A 22,192-nucleotide genomic window follows, 5' to 3' on the forward strand; every position below is an offset into this window, starting at 1 on the left:
AGACAAACGATGCTGGAAATCCGACAGCTCAATCAGTTCTACGGCGGCAGCCACATTCTCTGGGACGTGGACATGAACATTGCCGCCGGTTCCTGCACCTGCCTGATGGGGCGCAACGGCATGGGCAAAACCACCCTGCTCCGTTGCATCATGGGCCTGCTGCCTGCGACTGGCGAGCTTTCATACGGCGGCCAGAACCTCCTTCGACTCGCCGCCGATCGCCGCGCCGGACTCGGCATCGGCTACGTGCCGCAGGGTCGCGAGATCTTTTCGCAACTCACGGTGGAAGAGAACCTTCGCATCGGCCTGTCGGCACGCAAGCGCAAAGTCCGTGACATTCCGGAGCAGATCTTCGAGCTGTTTCCAGTGTTGAAGAAAATGTTACGTCGGCGCGGCGGCGACCTGTCCGGCGGCCAGCAGCAGCAACTCGCCATCGCTCGCGCCTTGGTCCTGGAGCCGCGCCTGCTGATCCTGGATGAGCCGACCGAGGGCATTCAACCGAACATCGTTCATGAAATCGGCGATATCATCCTGCGACTCAACCAAGAGGCGAACCTCACCGTGCTGCTGGTCGAACAGAAATTGCCGTTTGCCCGGCGCGTCGCCAGCGAATTTCGCATCCTCGACAAGGGCCGGGTCGTCGCCGGTGGCAGGATTCCCGAGCTGACCGACGACTTGGTACGCCAGCACCTCACGGTATGAGCGCAAGCGGCGAGCAATCGCCAACGTCGGGGTGGCGCGCACGATTGCAGCTGACGTTCGCCCGAGCCGCAGGACGAACGCGCATCGTCGCGCGACAACATCACGGCCCACTGCTTGTGCAGAGGCCGTTCTATCCCGAGGGCGACGTTTGTCACGCCTACATCGTTCATCCGCCGGGTGGCGTCGTGGGTGGCGACGAGTTGCAACTGCACGTCGAAACAAGAAACGACGCGCACGCATTGCTGACGACGCCGGCCGCGGCAAAGTTCTATCGCAGCGACGGCCGCACGGCTCGACAGGAGCAGATTCTGCGTGCCGATGGCACGACGCTCGAGTGGTTACCCCAGGAGAGCATTTTCTATCCCCAGGCCCGAGTGCGCAGTGTGACTCGCATCGAGCTGGCAGCGCGCGCCAGGTTCATTGGCTGGGAGATCGCCTGTCTTGGCCTGCCGGCTCGCAATCAACCCTTCGATCGCGGCGAGCTGCGACTGCACCTGGAGCTGTGGGCGGCCGGCGCGCCGCTACTGATCGATCGGCTGCGCATTTCTGGAGGCACTCGCCGGGGCCTCGGCGGCCATGAGTCCATCGGAACATTGCTCGCGTATCCTGCGACACGGCGGATGGTCGACGCTGTCCGGAACCTGCAACCGCCGGATGTCGAACTGGGAGTCACGCTGGTAGATAACGTGCTGGTCTGCAGAGCGCTCGGCGCGCAGGCCGAGCCGATCAAGCGTGCGTTCATCCAAGCCTGGAAAACGTTGCGGCCATCCTTGCTCGATCGCCCGGCCGTGCCGCCGCGCATCTGGGCAACTTGAGACACGCCATGGAACTGACACCAAGAGAGAAAGACAAACTGCTCATCTTCACCGCCGCGCTGCTCGCCGAGCGCCGCAAGGCTCGCGGCCTGAAATTGAACTATCCCGAGGCGGTCGCCTTGATCTCCGCCGCGATCATGGAAGGCGCGCGCGACGGCAAGACCGTGGCAGAGCTGATGAGCTATGGCGCCACCATCCTGACGCGCAACGACGTAATGGATGGCATTGCCGAGATGATCCCCGACGTGCAGGTCGAGGCAACCTTTCCAGACGGCACCAAGCTCGTCACCGTACACCAGCCGATCGCCTGACGCAGATCGACGCGAGGACTCATGATACCCGGCGAAGTGTTTCCTGCAGACGGCGAGCTCGAGCTCAACGTGGGCCGCCCGACGGTCATCATCAAAGTGGCGAACACCGGCGACCGTCCGATCCAGGTCGGCTCGCACTATCACTTCTTCGAAGCCAACACGGCGCTGCGCTTCGATCGAGCGGCGACGCGAGGCTTTCGCCTGAACATCGCCTCCGGAACGGCGGTCCGCTTCGAGCCCGGCCAGGAGCGCGAGGTGGAGTTAGTCGCTTACGACGGCGATCGCGTGGTGTATGGATTCAATCAACAGGTGATGGGCAAACTATGACTTCCATCAGCCGGACCGCGTATGCCGAGATGTACGGCCCCACGACCGGCGACCGAGTGCGCCTGGGCGACACCGAGCTGGTCGTCGAGGTCGAGCGCGACCATACGATCTATGGCGAGGAAGTGAAGTTCGGCGGCGGCAAGGTCATCCGCGACGGCATGGGCCAGGGCCAGCGCAACGCCGCCGACGTTGTCGACACCATCATCACCAATGCGCTGATCGTTGACCACTGGGGCATCGTCAAAGCCGACATCGGCATCAAGGACGGACGGATCGTCCGCGTCGGCAAGGGCGGCAATCCCGATGTGCAACCGGGCGTCGACATCGTGATCGGCGCGGGCACCGAAGTGATCGCCGGCGAAGGGCTCATCGCGACGCCTGGCGCGATCGATTCGCACATTCATTTCATCTGCCCGCAGCAGGTCGAGGAGGCCTTGATGTCCGGCATTACGACCATGATCGGCGGCGGCACGGGTCCCGCGACCGGCACGAATGCGACCACTTGCACCTCCGGCCGTTGGTATATCGAGCGCATGTATCAGGCCGTGGAAGCGCTGCCAATGAACTTCGGATTGCTCGGCAAGGGCAACGCGAGCCTGCCCCGCCCGCTCGAGGAACAGATCGAAGCGGGCGTCATGGGATTGAAGCTGCACGAGGATTGGGGCACGACTCCGGCGGCGATCGATAATTGCCTCGCGGTCGCCGACCGCTACGATGTTCAGGTGGCCATCCATACGGACACGCTCAACGAGTCCGGCTTCGTAGAGGACACGATCGCCGCATTCAAAGGACGTGCGATACATACATATCACACCGAAGGCGCCGGTGGCGGTCACGCGCCCGACATCATCAAGGTCTGCGGCGAGGCCAACGTGCTGCCCTCCTCGACCAATCCGACGCGCCCCTACACCGTCAACACCATCGACGAGCACCTCGACATGCTGATGGTGTGTCATCACCTCGATCCGGGGATTGCCGAGGACGTCGCGTTCGCCGAATCGCGAATTCGTCGCGAGACCATCGCCGCCGAGGACATCCTGCACGACTTGGGGGCCTTCTCGATGATCTCCTCCGACTCGCAGGCCATGGGCCGCGTTGGCGAAGTCATCACACGCACCTGGCAGACGGCGCACAAGATGAAAGTGCAGCGTGGCTCGCTGGCGCCCGACACGGCGCGCAACGATAACTTTCGCGTGCGTCGCTATCTCGCCAAGTACACGATCAATCCGGCTTTGACGCATGGAGTCGCGCACGAAGTGGGATCGATCCAGGCCGGCAAGCTCGCGGACATCGTGCTGTGGCGCCCGGCTTTTTTCGGCGCCAAGCCGGCCATGATCATCAAGGGCGGCATGATCGTCGCCGCTCCGATGGGCGACCCGAATGCGTCGATTCCCACGCCGCAGCCCGTCCACTATCGCCCGATGTTTGGCGCGCTCGGCCGCGCGCGCTCCACCACGTCCGTCAGTTTTGTTTCCAAAGCGGCGCTCGAGAACGGCATGGCCGAGCGGTTGAAGCTCGACAAGCGCCTGGTCGCCGTGCAAGGAACGCGCACCGTGCGCAAGCGCGATCTGGTGCTGAACGACTATCAGCCGACGATCGACGTGGATTCCCAAACGTACGAAGTGCGCGCCGACGGCCAGTTGCTCACCTGCGAGCCGGCCAAAGTGCTGCCGCTGGCTCAGCGATATTTTCTTTTCTGAAGTTCACCACCGTGTTGAATATCACTCGCAAACTGCGTTCCTCCACAACGCCCGCCCAAGTAAAACTCGTGCTGCCGTTTCAACTGCGCAACAAGAGCCGCTTGCGCACCACGCTCGATACGGGTGAAGAAGTGGGCCTGATTCTCGAGCGTGGATCGATCCTGCGTGGCGGAGACTTGTTGCTTGCAGGGGATGGCCGCGTCGTGGAAGTCATCGCGGAGCCCGAGACGGTGTCGACGGTGCGCGCCTCCGAGCCGTTGGCTCTGTGTCGGGCAAGCTATCATCTGGGTAATCGACACGTCGCGTTGCAGATCGGCCCCGGCTGGGTTCGTTATCAACACGATCACGTGCTCGACGAAATGGTCCGCGGCCTGGGGCTTGCTGTCACCGTCGAACAAGCGCCTTTCGAGCCCGAGGCCGGCGCCTATGGCGGGCACTCGCATGCCGCACTCGCCCCGCATGCGCACGCCTAGCACACACCTGCTTCGCATCCTGCACCTGGCCAGCCCGGCATTGCCGATTGGTGCATTTCACTTCTCACAAGGGTTGGAATACGCCGTTGAGGTGGGTTGGGTGAAGAACGAGCCCACCGCGCTCGAATGGATATCCGGAGTTGCGAGACATGCCATCGGCACGCTCGATCTGCCGGTGCTGCTTCGCCTGCACCGTGCCGCTTGTCTTGGCGATGACGAAGGCCTGAGATGCTGGGGCCGCTTCGTGCTGGCCGCGAGAGAAACCGAAGAGCTGCGTGCCGAGGACCGTCATATGGGCTCTGCGCTCGCTCGCATCCTGCGAGAGTTCGACGCGAGGATTCCTGGCGCGAATCCCCCCGGCTACGCCGAAATGTTTGCTGTCGCCTGCGCTCACTGGAATATCGCCGAAAATGAAGCCCTGCAGGCTTATGGATGGGCCTGGGCAGAGAATCAGGTCCTGGCGGCCGTCAAGCTCGTACCACTTGGCCAAAGCGCCGGGCAGCGCATGCTGCACTCCCTCGTGCCGTTGCTGGAAGAAATCTCTGCGCAGGCGTTCGATATCGACGATGATGACATCGGCGCCTGTGCCGTGTTGCAAGGGCTGGCCAGCGCGCGGCACGAAACTCAGTACACGCGGTTGTTCAAATCATGAGCGGGAGGCCCGACTTGCAACCTTTTCGTCCTCTGTCGCGTCACTAGCGAACGTTGGTTCAAGGAAGCTGGTACATGTCGAATCGTTGCCTGAGCGTTTTCCTGCTCGCTCTCACCGGACTCGTAGCATCGGCAACCCATGCCCAACAATCCTGGACGTTGGACGGCGTGAAGATTTATCCCGCACCCGATGCACCGCCGGTCAGCGGCCAGGTCGTGATCACGGGCAACAAGATTGAGTCGGTTACAGCGAGCAAGCCGCGCTCGACCGCCGCGAAAAAGCACGCCCAGTGCGATGGTGGTGTCATCGTTGCGGGCTTCCAAAACAGTCACGTCCATTTTACTGGCGAGGAATTCAGCAACGCTCGTCAGCGGCCCGCCGCGCAGCTCGATACTGCATTGACGCGGATGCTGACCCGATACGGCTACACGACCGTCTTCGATGTAACTTCCGATGGCGCCAACACTCTGGCCCTGCGAAGCAGGATCGAGAAAGGCGAGCTGCGCGGACCGAGAATCCTGACGGTGGGCCCCGGTCTCTTTCCTCGGCACGGGTTACCCATCTACATCTCGCACCTGCCCAAGGAGTTGCTCGACAAGCTTGCGCAACCGGGCTCCGCCGAAGAAGCAGTGCAAATCGTCCGCAAGAACCTGGATGCCGGCGCTGACGGGACCAAGCTCTTCATCGCGACTCCGCAGGGTGACGGCACCAACAAGCGCATCCCCTCCGCCATCGCCAGCGCCGCCGCGAAAGAAACACATCGGCGAGGCAAGCTGGTGTTCGCCCATCCGACCGACATTCAGGGCATCCAGGACGCGCTCGCAGCTCACGTCGACATTCTGACGCACCCGCCGCTCGGCGCACCGGCGCCGTGGCCGGAGCCACTGATGAAACAACTGCGCGACGCTGGCGTGTCGATGACCCCTACGCTGCAACTATTCCCGTATGAGCTCGACAAGCAACGCGTCCCGGCGGATATCGCCGAACGGCTCGTGAACGAGACCCTGACCGAGTTCGGCAAATTCGCGGCGCTAGGTGGGCAGGTGCTGTTTGGCACCGACGTGGGCTACATGACCGATTACGATCCGACTCGCGAATACGAGCTGTTGGCCAAGGCCGGCCTGACAGCGATGCAAATCCTCGCGTCACTCACCACGACCCCAGCCGCCCGGTGGAATGAGCAGAGCTCGCGCGGACGCATCGCCACCGGCATGGCGGCAGACCTCGTCGTCCTCGACGCCGACCCTGCCGACTCACCCCGCAACTTCGCCGCCGTCCGCTGCGCCGTTCGTGACGGCGAAGTGATTTATTCGCGGCAGTGACCGACTCTAGCGAGCATTCCGCACGGCTTGAACAGCAGGTCCTGGAAGTCGAAGCTGAAGTCGGCGAGGGGCGAGATGGCCTTCATGGTCATCGTGGCGATCGAGCCGTCTGGCTGCAGCGAGAACGTGACGTATGCGTCTTCTGTCAGCGTCCGATCCGTCCAGCGGGTGCGGAAGGTGTCGTACTGGACGTGCTCGAGCTTGCCCGAGAACGCCGGCGTGTGTTCGAAGCGGATCGATAGTCCGTCACCGCCATTCTCGATGGTGACGCCGCCGTACCAGTCATCGCGGTAGCTGCCCGCATACTTCTCGAGCGAGAGCGACGGCCCATTCCCGCCCTGCGCCGGCGCCGCAGTCGCCGCGGCGGCCAATATTTCCTGGCCCTTCGCAATTCTCGATTTGCGCACGTCATTGAGGGCGCCGATCCAGTCTGGGCTCGATAGGCCGAGATAGTGATCCAGCAAGCGATACTGGATCGCCGCCAGCGCGGCGGTCTCTTCGGCGTTTGTCATCATCGCAAACGCAACGTCCTTGCCCGGAATGATCACGACCAGCGCAACGCTTCCCAACACGCCACCGCCGTGCGAAACGATGGGCTGGCCTCGGTAGTCGCTGTACCCCCACCCCAACGCATAGGCGCGGAAGTTTGCTTGCGCAAGCGCTAGCGGCTTCGGGTTCTGGGCCACCGGGATCAGCGTCTGACCGGTCCACATCTCGCGTGACTGAGCTTCGCTGAACAGACGGACGTTGCTGCGAGGATCAAGGCCGCGGCCGAGCTGCAATTCGAGCCAACGCGCCACGTCAGCGATGCTGGCGTTCAGGGAGCCGGCCGGCGCTGAATTATCGAAGCTCATCTGCTTGGGCAGCGGCGTCATCGGCCCGGCGCCCCGGATCTCAGTCGAGACGCGTGCGTGAGGCCAACCTTTGTTCGCGCCGGACGGAGTCGTTGACGAAGTCGTCGTATGCTCCATTTGCAGCGGCGCGAGGATGCGCTGACGAACGACGTTCTCCCACGTATCCTTGCAGATCGCTTCAATCAATTGGCCGGCAACGACGTACAGCATGTTGTCGTAGGCATAGCCGCTGCGGAAACTGGTTGCAGGTTTGATGTATCGAAGCTTCTCGACGATCTGCGCACGAGTCAGCGTCGTCTCCGGTACGAACAGCAGGTCGCCGGCGCCCAGACCCAGCCCGCTGCGATGGACGAGCAGATCTCGCACGGTCATCTCGCTGCTCGTGTATGGATCGTACATGCGGAATCCCGGCAGCAGATCCACGACTTTGCCATCCCACGACAGCTTGCCTTCGTCGACGAGCATCGCCAGCACGGCGCTCGTAAAAGCCTTGGTCGTCGAGCCCATCGAGAACATCGTCTGCTCGTCGACTTTGGCCGCCTCTCCCATGCGGCGAACGCCGTATGTGCGTACGACGGGCGCCTTGCCGCGTTCGACGATCGTGATTGCCATGCCCGGCGTTTCGAAGGTGTCGAACACGCGCTTGACGTAGCGGTCGAGATCACTCGGCGGCGCTGCATGAGCGGATGCGACAACGAGCACCGTCGCCGCGATCGCTATACGCAAGATCCCTCGAACGTGATTCAACATCGACATCGGCATCACCCCAGGCAACTTGTTCAGTAGTTCACGTCGAACGCGATGAGATGGAATGCCAGCGCCACCCAGAGCACGACCAGCAGCGCCAGCGCCAGCAGCACAGCCCAGGCCTTCGTATACCACTTGCGCTCGCTACGGATGACGACGATGGCGTTCCACACGCCAATGGCTGCGGCCCCGAAGAAAACAATCGCGGACAACAACTGCACGATCATCAGCACAACGTCGCCTGTGGAAGATTGCAATTGATCGCCCATGACCAGCGACACCACCACACCCCAGAGGACGAACAGCGCAATCACGCCGGCCGATGCGATGCGTATCCAGCGATGAGCTTGGGCGTCACGACCCGAGAGGCCGTAGCTGACGCCATAGTGTCTGCGCGTCAGCGCAGAGATGGGCCATGCGAGCGTAGTAAAGAGCAGCGCGATCAACCCAGCGACGAGTGCCGGTGTGACCCAGCCAGGTGAGATCGACCCTGGTATCGGCTCGAACACCATGAACGGTGAGACCCATTCAAAGGCGAAACGCGTGACACGCCCGTCCGCCACCTGCGCCGACAGGAAACTTTCGCCATCGACATCGCGCCAGACGAACGGCTCGACCTCACGCCATTTGATGGGTGCGCCGGCGAGGTTCGTGGCCATGGAAACACTGATCGTGCCATCGTCGTTTGGAAATACTTTGACGGGAGCGGCCAGCCCCAGCAGACGCAGGAAGTTCGTCTCCAGACGCCGAGAGACCTGGTACACGCCTGTGATCATGCGCGCGTGCTCGGCCGCTGTTTGCGGATCGACCTTGCCGTCGAACGTCGGGCCCGGTAGATACCGATCGGCAAACTGCTCGCCCACGGCCTTGCGGATCTTGCCAGCCGCGCCTTCCTTGCCTGCACTGTTCAACGAAATGAACAAACCGACATTGTCGTCAAGGAACAAAAGCAGATCCGAATGAAACCACGCCGTGTCGCCAGCGTGCGAAATGATGCGCCGGCCATTGCGGTTCTGCTCGTAGAAACCCAGCATCATGCGGTCGACGCGCGGCAGCAGCGTGAGCGCAGTGGTGTGCATCTGCTCGGCCGTCTCCTCCTTGAGAATGCGAGCATCGCCGAACGCGCCCTTCTGCAGATGGGCGATCATGAACCGCGCCATATCCGCGCCCGACGAGGCTTGACTGCCGGCCGGCGCCGAGACGACGACTTCGAACGGCTTCGCCTTGCCTTCCGAGGCGCGCGCATAGCCGTTTGCAAGAAGCGGCTGCAAACGTTCGGGCACCGGCTGGCGGAACGTCGAATGTTCCATGCCCAGGGGCTTCAGGATGTGCTGATCGACGTAATCGTCGTACGAAAGCCCGGAGGTGCGCGCAACGATGTAGCCTGCGAGCGAAGTAGCGTAGTTCGAATAGGCCGGCGTCGTGCCGGGAGCGAAGATTCGAGCGGGCACCCACTCCTTGAGATAGACATCCAGCGGATCGAAAGGTGTGCCCTCGGGGACGATCAGATCTTTGACCCGCTCCTCGAAGCCGGGCGTATGGGTCATGATGTTCCGCAACGTGATTGGCTGGCCGTCACGCGCTGGAATCTCGAAATCGAGGTAACCGTTCACATCCGCATCGAGATCGAGCTTGCCCTGCTCGACCAGCTGCATCACCGCGGTCCAAGTGGTCAACTTCGAAATCGACCCTGGACGAAACAGCGTCGTTGCCGGATCGACCGGCTTGCGCGCCTCGACGTCGGCGTAACCGTAGCCCTTCTGCAGAAGAGTCGCGCCGTCCTTCACGACGACCACCACGGCACCCGCCACGTCGCCGGTGGCCAGTGCATACGGCATGAAGCCGTCGAGCCACGCTTCCAGATCCTCGCGCGTCAATGGCCTGACCTCGGAGATGGGCGCCTCGGCGGATGTGACATTCGGCTCGGGCGCAGGCGGCTGCGATGGAGCATCCCCAACCGCCGCCGCGCACAGTCCTCGCGAAAACAGCAGCATCGTCATCAACGTGACAGCAGCACGCATGTGCGTCCCCATGGTTTTAGTAATGGGCGAACAAGCCTTATCAGGACATCTTAGTCCTATATAGAGAATCGTCAACCGCGCCGTCAGCTGACGCCGCCGGCGGCAGCCATCACTTCTTGTGACACGCAAGCGTGCCGACGGGTATCAAGAGGACGTACGCCTGCTCGCACTCGTAAGTCAGCTTCTGCCCGCAGCCACGGGCTTCGAAAGCGTAATCTCCAAGATACCGGCGCTTGGTTTGCTCGACCGTGACTTGCGAGGCGTCGCAGGCAAGCGCACTGCTCGCCTGCTCGCGCACGTTCTTGGGAGCGGACACGCAGGCTGCACCAAGCATGGCGGCCGCGACGCTGGTGAACAATCTCATGTCTGCTTGCATCGTTTCGGTCAGTAGTAAAGGCTGAGCTTCACCAGGTTCAGGGTGAACGCGATCCACGTGATCGCGACACAAGATGCGGCCAGCACGACACTCCAGGTTTTACCGAACCAGCGGCGATCGCCTTGGAGCGAGAGCCAGGCATTCCAGATCGCGACTCCCGCGCCGATCAACCCCACAAAGCCGAGGAAGTGAAGCACGACGAACCAGACATTCGTTCTGCCATCGAACAGCGCGAGATTGCCCAGGCCGTTCTGAATCATCGTCATCCAGCCGATCACGACAGCGAGATTGACGATAGCGGTGGCGCCGACCAGCCGGCGCGCGAGTGTTTGTTGTTTGGTCATTTCGAGCGTCACTCCGTACCGGCGCCGGATCCACGCGGCGAGCGGCCATCCGATGAGGGTCAGCAGCAGGCTCACCGCCGCGATGACCACAACTGGAACGATCCAGCCAGCGGAGGTCCCGGCCGGGACTGGCATGAAGACCTGAATGCCGCTGGATGTGTCGTGGCCCAAGAATCGCACGCGCCCATCCTCGATCTTCGCGGCAAGACGCTCCTTGCCGCCGACCTCGCGCCACACGAACGGCGCGACTTCGCGCCAGACTTTCGGTTGGCCGTCGAGTCTTGTGAGCGGAGGAATGATCAGCGTGCCGTCCGCGTTGGCGGTGACGTTGAATTGACCAAGCACGCCCACGGCCCTGAAGAATGTGTTCTCCGCGCGACGTGAGCTCTGATATCGGCCCGCAACCAATCGGCTGTGCTCGACCGCCGTCGATGTCGTCGGCTCATCCGGTATGGGTGCAGGGAAATACCGATCCGTGAACTGTTCGAACAGCGCGGTGCGTACGCCGCCCACGGCTCCCTCTTTGCCAGTGCTGTTGAACGACATGAACAGGCCGACGCCTTGATCCATGAACAGCACCAGTTGACTGTGAAAGACCTGGGTGTCGCCGCCATGCTCGATGATCCGTTGGCCATTGCGATGGGCTTCGAAGAAACCGAGAGCCATGCCATTGACGGGCGGAGTCGCCTGAAACACCGATGTGTGCATGAGGCGGGCGGTGTCTGGCTGTAACAGCGTCGGAGCCCCGCCCTGCTCTGCACTCAGGTGCGCGATCATGAAGCGGGCCATGTCGGCACCGGTGGCGCTGATGCTACCTGCCGGCGCAGGGCCGACCAGCTCGAAATACAGGGGCGGACCCGACGCACGGTGGTATCCCTTCGACATGTCGGCTGCAAGCTTGGCAGGCAGCGGCTGCCTGAAGGTCGAACGCTGCATACCCAACGGCCCGAAGATGTGATGCTCGAGGTACTCGTCGAATGTTTCGCCAGAAACGCGTTCGACGACATAGCCCGCGAGCGCCAGGCAGTAGTTGCAATACGACGGCACTTCGCCCGGCGGGAAGATGCGGGCCGGCGGCGATCTCTTCACGAACGCCGCCAGGCTGGGAAACTTTTCCGGGTCGGTGTGCATGAGCTCGCGCACGGCCTCTTCGAACCCGCCGGTATGGGTGATGAGATTACGCATCGTCACGGGCTTGCCGAATCCTTCCGGAATCTTGAAATCCAGGTATTGATCGATGGGCGCGTCGAGGTCGACTTTGCCCTGCTCGACCAGCTGCATCACGGCCGTCTCCGTGAACAGCTTGCCGACCGAGCCGGCTCTGAACAGCGTGCGCTCGGGATCCACGGGCCGCCGTTGCTCTACATCGTCGTACCCGTAGCCCTTCTGCAGCAGCACTTCGCCATCCTTCACGATGACGACGACGCCTCCGGCAATGTCACCTCGCTGCAGCTCATAATCCAGGAAGCCGTCTAGCCAGGGCTCGACATCGGCGCGCGTGAGCGGAGCACCCGCTGCGCTGGCGGCGGTGCTTGCTTGTGAATTCGAATCGTTGCCGAGCGCCGCGCTCAGCGAGCCCAAGCTGCAAAGTAGGACGGCGAGAGTTCTGGCAAGGCGCATACGTTCTCCGGCACGGTGCATCTGCCGGAAATTTACGATGCGGCTGCGGCGATGGGCCGATTTCGTGTCGAACGGTCGGATCGGCCCGCTGAATGGTCTACACGCTCATCTGCATACGGAACAGTCGTGCCTGACGGCGGGAGATCTCGACTTCGGAGCCGCCCCGCAGCCGGACGTGCAACTGCCCGCCGATCCCGAGCTCGACGTTCTCGATGAAGTCGACGTTGATGATCTGCTTGCGGTTGGCGCGAAAGAAACGCTTGGGATCGAGCCGCTGCTCCAGGCTCTGCAAGGGACGGCCGAGCAATGGACGCTCCTGGCCCCAAAACAAACGCACATAATTCCCTTCCGCCGTCAGCACGCTGACCTCGCGCAGCGGCACGAACCAGCAACGATCGCCATCGCGGACGAACAGCCGCTCGAGGATGTCGTGCGGCGGAACTTCGACACTCCGATCGTCCGGCGTCGATCGCGCCCGAGTGAGCGCCGCCGCGAGCCGCTGCGGCTCAATCGGCTTGAGCAGATAATCGAGCGCGTTCACCTCGAAAGCACGCACAGCATGGTGATCGTATGCGGTGGTGAAAATAACGCGCGGCACGTGATCGAGTCGTGCGAGCAGATCGAAACCCGAACCACCCGGCATCTGGATGTCCAGGAAGATCAGCTCCGGAGCGAGCGATTCGACCCTCGTGGCTGCCTCACTCACGTCACCCGCTTCACCCACGACTTCGACCCAGGGAAACTCCGCGAGCAAACGTCGCAGTTCACGCCGCGCCAGCGGTTCGTCATCGACGATGAGCGATTTCATGCTACGGCTTCACTTGGAACACGGATTCTTACGACAGCGAGGTCCGATTGCGACAGGTCCAGCTCGAGGGCGGCTCGCGATCCGAACAGCAGTCGCAACCTTTCAGCGGCATTGTACAACCCCGATCCCTGCTGCTCTCTGGGCGTCGGATTGGTCGGACGCGGATTGCGCACCTCGACGTGCAAAGCGCTGTCACGCACAGTCGCCGAGATCCGCAGAACTCCGCCGGCGGGCAGCTCCGCGATTCCATGCTTGATCGCATTCTCAACCACGGTCTGCAGCAGCATGACGGGAACGCGTACATCTTGCGCGCCAGCGGCGATGTCGAGTTCAACGCGCATTCGGTCGCCGAGACGCAATGATTCCAGCGCCAGGTAATCGCCAACGGTTTTCAGCTCACGCTCCAACGTCACCAGTTCCTCGTGATCCGATCTCAGCGTGTAGCGCAGCAGTCCAGCGAGTTGGGTAACCGCGTCTCGAGCTCGCGCCGGATCTTCGGCGATGAGCGCACGCACGCTGTTGAGCGAATTGAACAGGAAATGCGGATTGAGCTGCGATTTGAGCAGCTTCAGCTCGGCGGCCTGCAGCGCCCGGCTCAGCTCCGATTGGCGCAGCTCGGCCGCTTGCCGCTCGCGCACCGACGTAATGCCGGTGTACAGCGCAATCCAGATGAAAAAGATCAGGCTCCAGTTGACGGTCCGGAGCAGCAGCGGATCCATGGATACGATCAGCGACGGCAGCGCTTCGAGGACCTCCTCTTCGTGGATCGTTTCCAGCCCCCACAGCGGCGCGACCGCCATGAAACTCATCGCCGACGCTACCACGAACCCCAGCAGCACACTCGCCACCAGAGCACGCGGCAAGAGCTGCCGTATGCTCAGCTTCTTCCACCCTCTGCGCAGCATGAATTCATGAAGCAGCTGCGTGAGGCCGATAGCGACCAGATTCAGCAGTGCGACTTCCAGAATGACCCGCTCCCAGGGGACCGGCAGCGTAACCATGGCGTTGGAAACCTGGCTCGAGCCGTAGAGTCCCCAGCCGAGCAGCTGGCAGGCCCAGTACGCGCGCGAGGTGTTCATTGGGGCGATGGACTGTCTCATTCGGCCGCTAAGCTAAACCAAAGGCGGCCCGCGAACGAGATCGCGGGGTGAACGGTCGTAGGGCCGTTTGAACGGCAACAGGTGGTGGCGATTGGCATTGAGTGGTCGCAGGGCCGCGCCGAACGGCCAATTGGATTTGAGAACGCGTTTCCCATTGGATAGCATTTTTCCACCAAGGACTGCTTCGCGAGAACTACTCAAGATGTCGACGCGCGCCCTGCTCTCGTTCTTGCTCGCCGGCGTGCCGGCGCTCGTGCTGGCCAGTGCTCCGGCCCCATCGAGCCGGCCGGACTACTCGAAGTACAGCGAAGAATCGCTGAAGGAAGGATTGAAAGAGAGCGCCACCGACGAGCGCGCCGTGCTCGTTCCGATGCGCGATGGCATCGGGCTTGCGACCAATGTGTTCCGCCCAAAGGACGCCAAGGGCCCGTTGCCGACCATCCTGTGGAAGACCCCATATAGCGAACTGGGCATGCGCGGCGCCTCGCTTCGTTATGCACTCGCCGCGGTCAGGCAAGGCTATGCGTTCGTCATCCAGAACGAGCGCGGACGCTACTTCTCGGAAGGCAACTATCAGATCCTCGGCTATCCGCAAACCGACGGCTACGACGCGCTGAGCTGGATCGCGAAGCAGCCCTGGTCGAATGGCAAGGTCGGCACGCTGGGCTGTTCCTCATCGGCGGAATGGCAACTCGCGCTGGCGGCACAGAATCATCCCGCTCATGCCGCGATGGTGCCCATGTCCGCTGGCGCGGGCATCGGCAAAGTCGGTCGCTTTCAAGAACAAGGCAACTGGTATACCGGTGGCGTGCCGCGCAACCTCTTCTTCGTGTGGTTGTACAACGTCGACAATCCTCTCCGCGCGCAGTTGCCGTCCGACCTCGATCCGAAGATCCGCTCGCGCATCTCTCAGTACAACGATCTCGCCGCGAAGAAGCCGGACGTCGCGTGGACCAAGCAGATCAAGCATCTCCCAGTCGATACGATGCTGACCGATCTCGGCGAGCCGCCAGGCACGTTCGAAGAGCTCATCAAGCGCAGCCCCGCCGATCCCGCCTGGCGCAAGGGCGGTCTGTATCACGACGATATGGGCTGGGGCGTGCCGGCCTTGTGGTTCAACAGCTGGTACGACGTTTCGATCGGGCCGAATCTCGAGCTGTTCAATCACGCGAGCAGCGCGAACAGCGATGCTGAGGCCAGCGCGAACCAGTATGCGGTAGTCGCGCCCGTAGCTCACTGCCAATACAACAAGCTCAGCGCCGAGACCGAAGTCGGTGAGCGCTCGATGGGCGATGCTCGCTTCGATGTAGATGGAACCATTTTCGCGTGGTTCGACCGCTGGCTGAAGGGAGAAAAGGCCGCGTTCGCTTCGTCGAATCCTCGCGTCCGCTACTTCACCATGGGCGAGAATGTGTGGAAGTCATCCGCGCAATGGCCGCCGAAACAAGCGCAGACCGTTCGCATGTACCTGCGCAGCGGCGGCAGCGCCAACAGCTTGTATGGCGATGGCCGGCTGGAGCTGACGCCGCCGCCCGCCAGCGAAAAGGCCGATCAATTCACCTACGATCCGTTGAACCCCGTGCAAACCATCGGCGGCGGCGATTGTTGTAATGGCGGCATCGTCATCCCCGGTGCTTTCGATCAGCGGACCATCGAGTCGCGCGCCGATGTGCTCGTGTACAGCAGCGAACCGCTGAAGGACCCCATGGAAGTCACGGGGTTCGTCGACGCCGTGCTGAAAGTCTCATCGAGCGCCAAGGACACGGACTTCGCGGTGAAGCTGGTCGACGTGGCGCCAGATGGTACGGCCTACATCGTCGCCGACACGATCTTCCGTGCGCGCTATCGAAACGGCTTCGACAAGCCCGAGCCGATGACGGCGGGAAAGGTCTACGAGATCAGCCCGACGCCGATGGCCACGAGCATCCGCTTCGCAAAGGGCCATCGCATCCGCGTGGAAGTCACGTCCTCCAACTTCCCGAAGTTCGTTCGTAACCTCAACACGGGCGGCACGAACGAAAGCGAGAGCGAGCCGGTAGTCGCCCGCAACACGATCCATCACGCCGGTGACGACGCCTCGTATGTGGAGTTGCCGGTCGTGCCGCTTCGATAAGCTACTGGACGCGACGATTGGACTTTAAGTCCCCGCGCCCAGAAGCAGCATGCGAGTCGCTGACCTCATCGTCCGGATCGCGCCCGCAGGCCTTCCTTCGCGCTCGAACGCTTTGCCGCCGCGGTGTTCAAGCCGGCGTACACCGCAAGCATTTAGTCAAGCGCCGCCGGACCGATTGACGCCTGCTCGAATTACACGCTCGGCAGTCACTCGGTTCGGCGCAACGGGTCTTGACAGATCGCTCGGCTTAGTCGCCCCGAAGAGGTCAGCCGTGCACGCCAAGTGATCCACAAAAGTTGTGGGCAACCCTGTGGATATCTTTGGGTGCAGAACATTTCGCCGGGAAAATCCCGCGCAAAAATCGGGTGATCAACTTTTGATCAGTCAGTCAGGCCTGCGCGCGCCCTTCTGCGCAGGTCGCGACTGCGCGCGTCTCTTAGTGGCGTAGACGGTGTCTCGCTCGCCAGTGAACCCTGGCCGCCCATACGCTAAGTCGCCCGCCGCCACAAGTCGTTCGCTCCGAAACAGCGCGATTAAATTTTCCATCTGTCGCCTGCGTCATAGCGTGCGGCACTGGCGACGCTAGAATGTGCACGCGGGAATAACTATAGATGGCGTGAACCATGGCTCGGACGCTGGCTGTTCTACTCGGCTACCTCTGCGTGTGTGTGTCGACGCTGTCATGGGCGGCACCGCCGCCGGTAGCAGCGTTTGGCCAGACCCCGGCGATGGAATTCGTGGCGCTCAGCCCGAGCGGGAATCTGCTCGCATGGCTGGAAAACAGCGGCGCGCAGCCGCTGATTCACATATTCGATCTGGAGAAAGGCGCCAACCGCAAGCGCATCACCGCGCCGCCCAAGGCGACTGTGCGCGATCTGTCCTGGTTCGACGACGAAACGCTGTTCATCGGCGCCAGCATGGCCTACCGACCGGAGGTGGGCGGACCGACCTACGAATGGTATCGCACGATTTCGATGAACATCGATTCCAGCGAGTCACGCATTCTCCTGCACACCAGTGGCGACCTGCAGAACGTGACGGCCAGCACCCTGCTGTCCATGCGCACGTCGAAGCCGAAGACGGTGATCATGTCTTCCTGGAACTGGTCTGCCCTCAACTACAGGCAATCCACCGGCTCGCGCCTCGCCGGGGGCCGCAAGGACGAAGGCTGGACCTACGACGTGTATGAAGTAAATGCCATCAGTGGCGAGCCACGACTGCTCGACAGGGGCACTCCGTTCACCAGCGACTGGGTGGTCGATGCCGACGGACGCCCGATCGCCCGCAGCGAGTGGCGAGCGGATCAATCCACATTCACACTCCTGCATCATCGAGACAATTCCTGGCGCGAAATCTTCCGCAGCGAATCCGGCGAGGCGCCCGTGGTTCTCGGGATGGCGAGCGATGGCTTGGGAGTGTTGATGCGTGCCGGGTTGAATCGGCCCTATAGCGCGATCTGGCGAGTGCCTTTCGATGGCAGCGCGCCGCAGATGGTGATCGGCGACGAGCACAGCGACATCGGCGGATTGATTCGCGATCCGTATTCGCAAGCTATCGTAGCCGCTTGGAGCACCGGTTCCGACCCGCAGATCTTCTGGCTCGACGACAAGGCGCGCACACGCGCGGCTTCCCTGAAGAAAAGCTTTGGTGGCAAGGATGCCGATCTGCTCGGCCGTTCCGCGGATGCTACACGTGCCCTGGTATCCGTGAGGTCACATGCAACCCCGGCCATTTACTATCTGATCGACTACAAAAAGCGCACCGCCGACATTGTCGGCGAGGAATATCCATCGTTGGTGAACGTGCCGCTGGGGGAAGTTCGAGAACTGACCTACAAGGCTCGCGATGGCTACGAAGTTCCGGCCTTCGTGACTTTGCCGTCCGGCGCTGGAGACAAATCGTTGCCGATGGTGGTGCTGCCGCATGGCGGCCCGGAATCTCGCGATGAGCGGTCCTTCGATTGGCTCGCTCAATTTCTCGCATCGCGCGGTTACGCCGTATTGCAGCCTCAATTTCGCGGTTCCACCGGCTACGGCGAGGCGCACCGCAAAGCCGGCTATCGCCAATGGGGCCGACTCATGCAAGACGATGTCACTGACGGCGTGAAAGCGCTCATCGAACAAGGCATCGCCAATCCCAAGCGCGTTTGTATCGTCGGCGCAAGCTATGGCGGTTACGCCGCGCTCGCGGGTGCCGCATTCACGCCCGAGCTCTATGCGTGCGCGGTCAGCATCAATGGCATATCGAACCTACCCGCCATGCTGAGCTACGAAGAGGTTCATTCGGGCAAGGAATCCGACTCGGTGTCTTATTGGAAAGATCACATTGGCCCCAAGACGAGCCCCGAAGTCATTTCGAAGTCACCTTCCCGCGCCGCCGCCAATGTGCGCGCGCCTGTACTACTGCTACATGGCGTGAACGACTCCGTCGTGCCCGTAACGCAGTCGCGCGATATGGCGACAGCGCTCAATTCACTCGCAAAGCCGCACACTCTGATCGAGCTTCCCGGCGAAGATCACTGGCTATCCCGCAGTGACTCCCGCATTCGTGTGCTCACGGAATTGGAAGCATTCCTCGCCACCCATCTACAGGGCAGCTGACTCAAGGTCCGGCGCCGGCGGAATTGACGGGCGCCGGACGCGCCAGCCGCCAGCGATCGCTTCCGAGCCTCGTCAGAACTTTACACGGGCGCCGACGCTGTAAATCGTCTCGTCGCCCATCAGCCCGAGGACGACCCGTTCGTTCCCCCAATAGCTCGCCGTCTTGTTGCGCAGGATGTTCGTGCCGCCGATGTCGACACGCACCGCGTCGGTCACGTCATAGCCGATGCTGAAGTCGAGGCGGCCGGCCGGCCGGACATAGGACAGGAACACCGGCACATAGGCTTCGTTCACGCGATCCGGATCGAAGGGTCGCAACGCCACGCCGCCCGTGTTGTCGGCGTTGATGTACTTGGAGCGATGGGTCCAGATCAGGCGGCCGCTGATGGCGGACTTGTCGTAGAGCAGGCCGACCGTGTAGTTATACTTGGACACGCCGACCAGCTCATTGCCCGCGAGCGGATCGTCGCCCTTGATCTCCGAATCCGCCAGCGTGAATGCGCCCTGCACGCCGACGCCCGACCAGGCTCCCGGCAGGAAATCGAAGAAATATTGCGCACTGACCTCGACACCCTGCAGGTCCACCGAGCCGACATTGCGCGGAGTGGAAATCAGATAATTGAGTCCGTCGATCGTCTCTTGAGTGCTCGCGGTGACGACACGGTCCTTGATCGAGCGATAGTAGCCGGTCACTGCGGCATAGCCGCTGTCAAAATAATATTCCGCCGTCAGATCGATGCTGTCCGATTGTTGCGGCTTCAGATTTGGGTTGCCGCGGGTGCCGGTGTTGAGAAGGAACACGTTGCCCACCAGCGTCAGGGATTCGGCAGGATTGAGCGACGCGAAATCCGGGCGCCGCATCGAGCGCGAATAAGTCAGGCGCGTCTGGAATGAGTTGGGGAACACCAACCGCGCCGTTGCCGCCGGAAGGACATCAACGTCCGATGTATCGGCTTGTACCGGACTGAAGGTGCTACCGGTTCGCTCGAAACCCTCGATCGTGCGCTCGGTCTTCACCACTCGCGTGCCGACTACGCCGTCCAGCGTCAGCGATCCCAGCGGAATCTCGTACGCACCCTCGACATAGGCGGCATACGTCGGCTCTTCGGCATTGAATTCCTTGGTCGGCTCGAAGTCGGGCTGACGCAGTGGCAGATTGAACAGACTGCGCAGCTCGTTACGTCCGCGCTCCGAGCGTAGATAGGCGGGGTTCACGCCGAGGAACTCGGCCCCGCCATTGAGGCGCGGCGCTTCGCCGATGACACCGAGGAAATCGGGTGAGAGCGGCAGGCTGGAGATCAGTCGCGCGTTCGCCTCGGTCGGCGTGCCTATATTGCCGAAGCCGATCGACTGGACCGTGTTGGTCTGTCGCACTTCCTGAAACGTTGCCTCGCGCTTGGCGTAGCGCAGACCAGTCTTGATCCTGGAAACAAAGCCGTCCAGCTCGAGCTCGCCGTCGAGCCGAGCCTGGAGCAGCTCGCCCTCGCCCTGCGTGTAATTCTGGTTGATCGAGTTGCGCAGCGACAAGTTCGCCGCGCTCAGCGGAATCGAGGGATCGATCGTGAACGACGGGCCATCGTCGTCGTCCAGGTCGACAAAGACCGTCGGCACGCGCTGCCCGACTTCGGCATTGAAGTTTTCGAGGAACGACCGCGACGTCTGATAGGCCACGTCGAACATGACCTTCGCGCGGCCCTGCTCGAAGTTCATGCCGGTCGCGATCATCTTGTTTCGCTGCGTAATGTCCTCCGACGAGGAGTTCTGGTTGATCACGACATTGTCGAAGCGCGCGCTCTCGAGCTCGCACACTCGTCGCACCGTGAACGGCTGGATCGACACCGTTCCGTCGGCATTGTTGACCAGCGTCGGATTGGTGCCCTGGGCGTTCACGCGAGCATCGAAGCAATAGTCGCTGACCGTGACGTCGGAAATCCGTGAGTTGTTCGTGAATGGCTGTGGGTTGAAACCGGCAAAGCCGGTAGTGCTGCGAAAGTGGGTGTAGAGGCCGTCTGCATAGACTTGCAGCGACGGCGTCGCCTGCCATTGAACCGCCGCGTTCGCCTGCTTGCGATCGATATCGCCCACATCGGGCATGTTTCTTAGCACCTGCGGAACGAGCAGGTCGGGCACGTTGAGCGGCGCGACGCCTGAATAGCGGCGTTCGCTCAGGTTGGACACGCTGCGGATGTTCTCGGCCTTGGAATAGGTAGCGTTGATCAGAGCGCCTATTTCACCGATGGCGGTATCGCGCGTGCCTGCCGCAAGAACGCCGAACTGTGGATTGTGCGCATCGGCGATGTCGGCGTAGTTGTCTCGTGCTGTTACAACCAGCGTCGGCTCGCTGAAACTGAAGGGCCGATTGAGTCGCAAGTCGAGCGCACCCGCCACGCCGCCCTCGATCTGATCCACCGTCTGCGACTTGAAGGCGTCGATCCGGGCCAGCGCCTCGGCCGGTACATCCTGAAGATCGAAGCCGCGCCCGGTTGTCGTAATCACCTCGCGCCCGTTCACGGTCGTCAGGATGTCGGTCAAGCCGCGAATGCGCACACCCGACAGTTCATTGTTCCGGTCGTTCTGCACCTGGATGCCGGGCACGCGCTGCAGAGCTGCGGCGACAGTCGGATCGGGGAGCTTGCCGATGTCGGTCGCGACGATCGAGTCGACGACCTGCACCGAATCGCGCTTCACTTCCGCCGCACGCTCGAGCGACTGTCGCACGCCAGTCACAACGACTTCTTCAAAGTCCGCCGGCGCCGTCGCATCTGCCGACGCATCCGACGATGGCGTCGCCACAGTGTCCTGGGCGATGGCCGGAATGGAAACAAACACAGCCGTGGCCGACACGGCGCCGAGCAGCTTGAACCGCATACCCCCCCCACCTTTGTAACTTTTGCGTTTGTTCGCCAGCTCACACCCGGCGATCCGATGTGGCGGCTATTGGAGGATTAATATTATAAAGCAGAAGAATGGTCAACTGTCCGCCTCGATCCGCGAGAAGGCAGGTCCGCGTTCTTGCTCAAATTCGCAGATCGACGGGCGCCTGGCGCGCCAGCCACCAGCGGCGCAGCAGGATGAGACCGGCCAGAAGCATCAGGGCCGCAACGATGGGTCTCTCATGCCTGTGCAGCTCTTCGATCCACCGTGCTGCCAAATGCGTCGCGCAGTACCCTATCGACGCGAACAGCACCGACCACATCGCGGCAGCCAACAGATCGAGGCTGAAGTAGCGGCTCACTTTCATTCCGTGTCATCGGTCACGCAAAACTCCCCAGCTACGGTCACTTAAAATTCCTCACCCTCCTGTTCT

18 protein-coding genes are annotated in these 22,192 nt (G+C 62.1%); 10 read left to right on the top strand and 8 right to left on the bottom strand.

The annotated features are described in order from the left end of the window. Nucleotides 1-9 precede the first annotated feature (9 nt). The 8 genes from urtE (at nt 10) to EK373_RS30430 (ending at nt 6,302) form a co-directional block, all read left to right on the top strand. On the top strand, nt 10-702 hold the full coding sequence (gene urtE / locus EK373_RS30395) for an urea ABC transporter ATP-binding subunit UrtE (RefSeq protein ID WP_129649011.1): 693 nt from the start codon (nt 10-12) through the stop codon (nt 700-702). Next, nucleotides 699-1,517, top strand: a complete 819-nt coding sequence (locus EK373_RS30400; protein WP_129649014.1) for an urease accessory protein UreD — start codon at nt 699-701, stop codon at nt 1,515-1,517. Before urtE ends, EK373_RS30400 begins: the two co-directional genes overlap by 4 nt. An 8-nt stretch (nt 1,518-1,525) precedes the next feature. Further along, the gene (gene ureA, locus EK373_RS30405) at nt 1,526-1,828 is read left to right on the top strand and encodes an urease subunit gamma (RefSeq protein ID WP_129649017.1); all 303 of its coding nucleotides are present in this window, start codon (nt 1,526-1,528) and stop codon (nt 1,826-1,828) included. Nucleotides 1,829-1,849: 21 nt separating this feature from the next. Then, nucleotides 1,850-2,155, top strand: a complete 306-nt coding sequence (locus EK373_RS30410; RefSeq protein ID WP_129649020.1) for an urease subunit beta — start codon at nt 1,850-1,852, stop codon at nt 2,153-2,155. Then, nucleotides 2,152-3,855: an urease subunit alpha gene (ureC, locus tag EK373_RS30415; RefSeq protein WP_129649023.1), complete on the top strand. Its 1,704-nt coding sequence runs from the start codon at nt 2,152-2,154 to the stop codon at nt 3,853-3,855. The genes EK373_RS30410 and ureC overlap by 4 nt, the downstream gene beginning before the upstream one ends. Before the next feature lie 11 nt (nt 3,856-3,866). After that, nucleotides 3,867-4,328 carry an urease accessory protein UreE gene (gene ureE / locus EK373_RS30420; protein ID WP_129649026.1) on the top strand — a complete coding sequence of 154 codons (462 nt, stop codon included), beginning with the start codon at nt 3,867-3,869 and terminating at the stop codon, nt 4,326-4,328. Continuing rightward, a complete protein-coding gene (locus EK373_RS30425) occupies nt 4,315-4,980 on the top strand; it encodes an urease accessory protein UreF (protein ID WP_157994613.1) in 666 nt (221 codons plus the stop codon). Before ureE ends, EK373_RS30425 begins: the two co-directional genes overlap by 14 nt. A gap of 74 nt (nt 4,981-5,054) precedes the next feature. Beyond that, nucleotides 5,055-6,302, top strand: a complete 1,248-nt coding sequence (locus EK373_RS30430) for an amidohydrolase family protein (RefSeq protein ID WP_129649032.1) — start codon at nt 5,055-5,057, stop codon at nt 6,300-6,302. Here the strand turns inward: EK373_RS30430 and EK373_RS30435 are convergent. From EK373_RS30435 to EK373_RS30460, 6 genes are all read right to left on the bottom strand, one after another. Further along, complete coding sequence (locus EK373_RS30435) at nt 6,287-7,882, bottom strand: serine hydrolase (protein ID WP_198683774.1); 1,596 nt, start codon at nt 7,880-7,882, stop codon at nt 6,287-6,289. The two genes, EK373_RS30430 and EK373_RS30435, sit on opposite strands and share 16 nt — an antisense overlap. Before the next feature lie 53 nt (nt 7,883-7,935). After that, nucleotides 7,936-9,924: a serine hydrolase domain-containing protein gene (locus tag EK373_RS30440; RefSeq protein ID WP_198683775.1), complete on the bottom strand. Its 1,989-nt coding sequence runs from the start codon at nt 9,922-9,924 to the stop codon at nt 7,936-7,938. 109 nt (nt 9,925-10,033) lie between these two features. Beyond that, nucleotides 10,034-10,288 (bottom strand): hypothetical protein, encoded by a 255-nt coding sequence (locus tag EK373_RS30445; protein WP_129649035.1) that lies wholly within the window; start codon nt 10,286-10,288, stop codon nt 10,034-10,036. A 20-nt stretch (nt 10,289-10,308) separates the two neighbouring features. Beyond that, entirely contained in the window at nt 10,309-12,264 is a 1,956-nt protein-coding gene (locus tag EK373_RS30450) for a serine hydrolase domain-containing protein (protein WP_157994614.1), read from the bottom strand. 97 nt (nt 12,265-12,361) lie between these two features. Then, a complete protein-coding gene (locus EK373_RS30455) occupies nt 12,362-13,072 on the bottom strand; it encodes a LytR/AlgR family response regulator transcription factor (protein ID WP_129649040.1) in 711 nt (236 codons plus the stop codon). Next, nucleotides 13,069-14,151: a sensor histidine kinase gene (locus EK373_RS30460; protein WP_157994615.1), complete on the bottom strand. Its 1,083-nt coding sequence runs from the start codon at nt 14,149-14,151 to the stop codon at nt 13,069-13,071. The genes EK373_RS30455 and EK373_RS30460 overlap by 4 nt, the downstream gene beginning before the upstream one ends. A 223-nt stretch (nt 14,152-14,374) precedes the next feature. On the opposite strand from EK373_RS30460, the gene EK373_RS30465 reads away from it, so the two are divergent. Then, nucleotides 14,375-16,285, top strand: a complete 1,911-nt coding sequence (locus EK373_RS30465) for a CocE/NonD family hydrolase (protein ID WP_129649044.1) — start codon at nt 14,375-14,377, stop codon at nt 16,283-16,285. A gap of 623 nt (nt 16,286-16,908) precedes the next feature. After that, on the top strand, nt 16,909-18,885 hold the full coding sequence (locus EK373_RS30470) for an alpha/beta hydrolase family protein (RefSeq protein WP_129649046.1): 1,977 nt from the start codon (nt 16,909-16,911) through the stop codon (nt 18,883-18,885). 72 nt (nt 18,886-18,957) lie between these two features. Here EK373_RS30470 and EK373_RS30475 read toward each other — a convergent pair whose 3' ends face one another. Continuing rightward, nucleotides 18,958-21,753 (bottom strand): TonB-dependent receptor, encoded by a 2,796-nt coding sequence (locus EK373_RS30475; protein WP_129649048.1) that lies wholly within the window; start codon nt 21,751-21,753, stop codon nt 18,958-18,960. A gap of 148 nt (nt 21,754-21,901) precedes the next feature. Then, a complete protein-coding gene (locus tag EK373_RS30480) occupies nt 21,902-22,120 on the bottom strand; it encodes a hypothetical protein (protein WP_129649050.1) in 219 nt (72 codons plus the stop codon). Between the last annotated feature and the right edge of the window lie 72 nt (nt 22,121-22,192).

It is taken from the genome of Peristeroidobacter agariperforans, assembly GCF_004138335.1.
GTDB classification, from domain to species: Bacteria; Pseudomonadota; Gammaproteobacteria; order Steroidobacterales; family Steroidobacteraceae; genus Steroidobacter; species Steroidobacter agariperforans.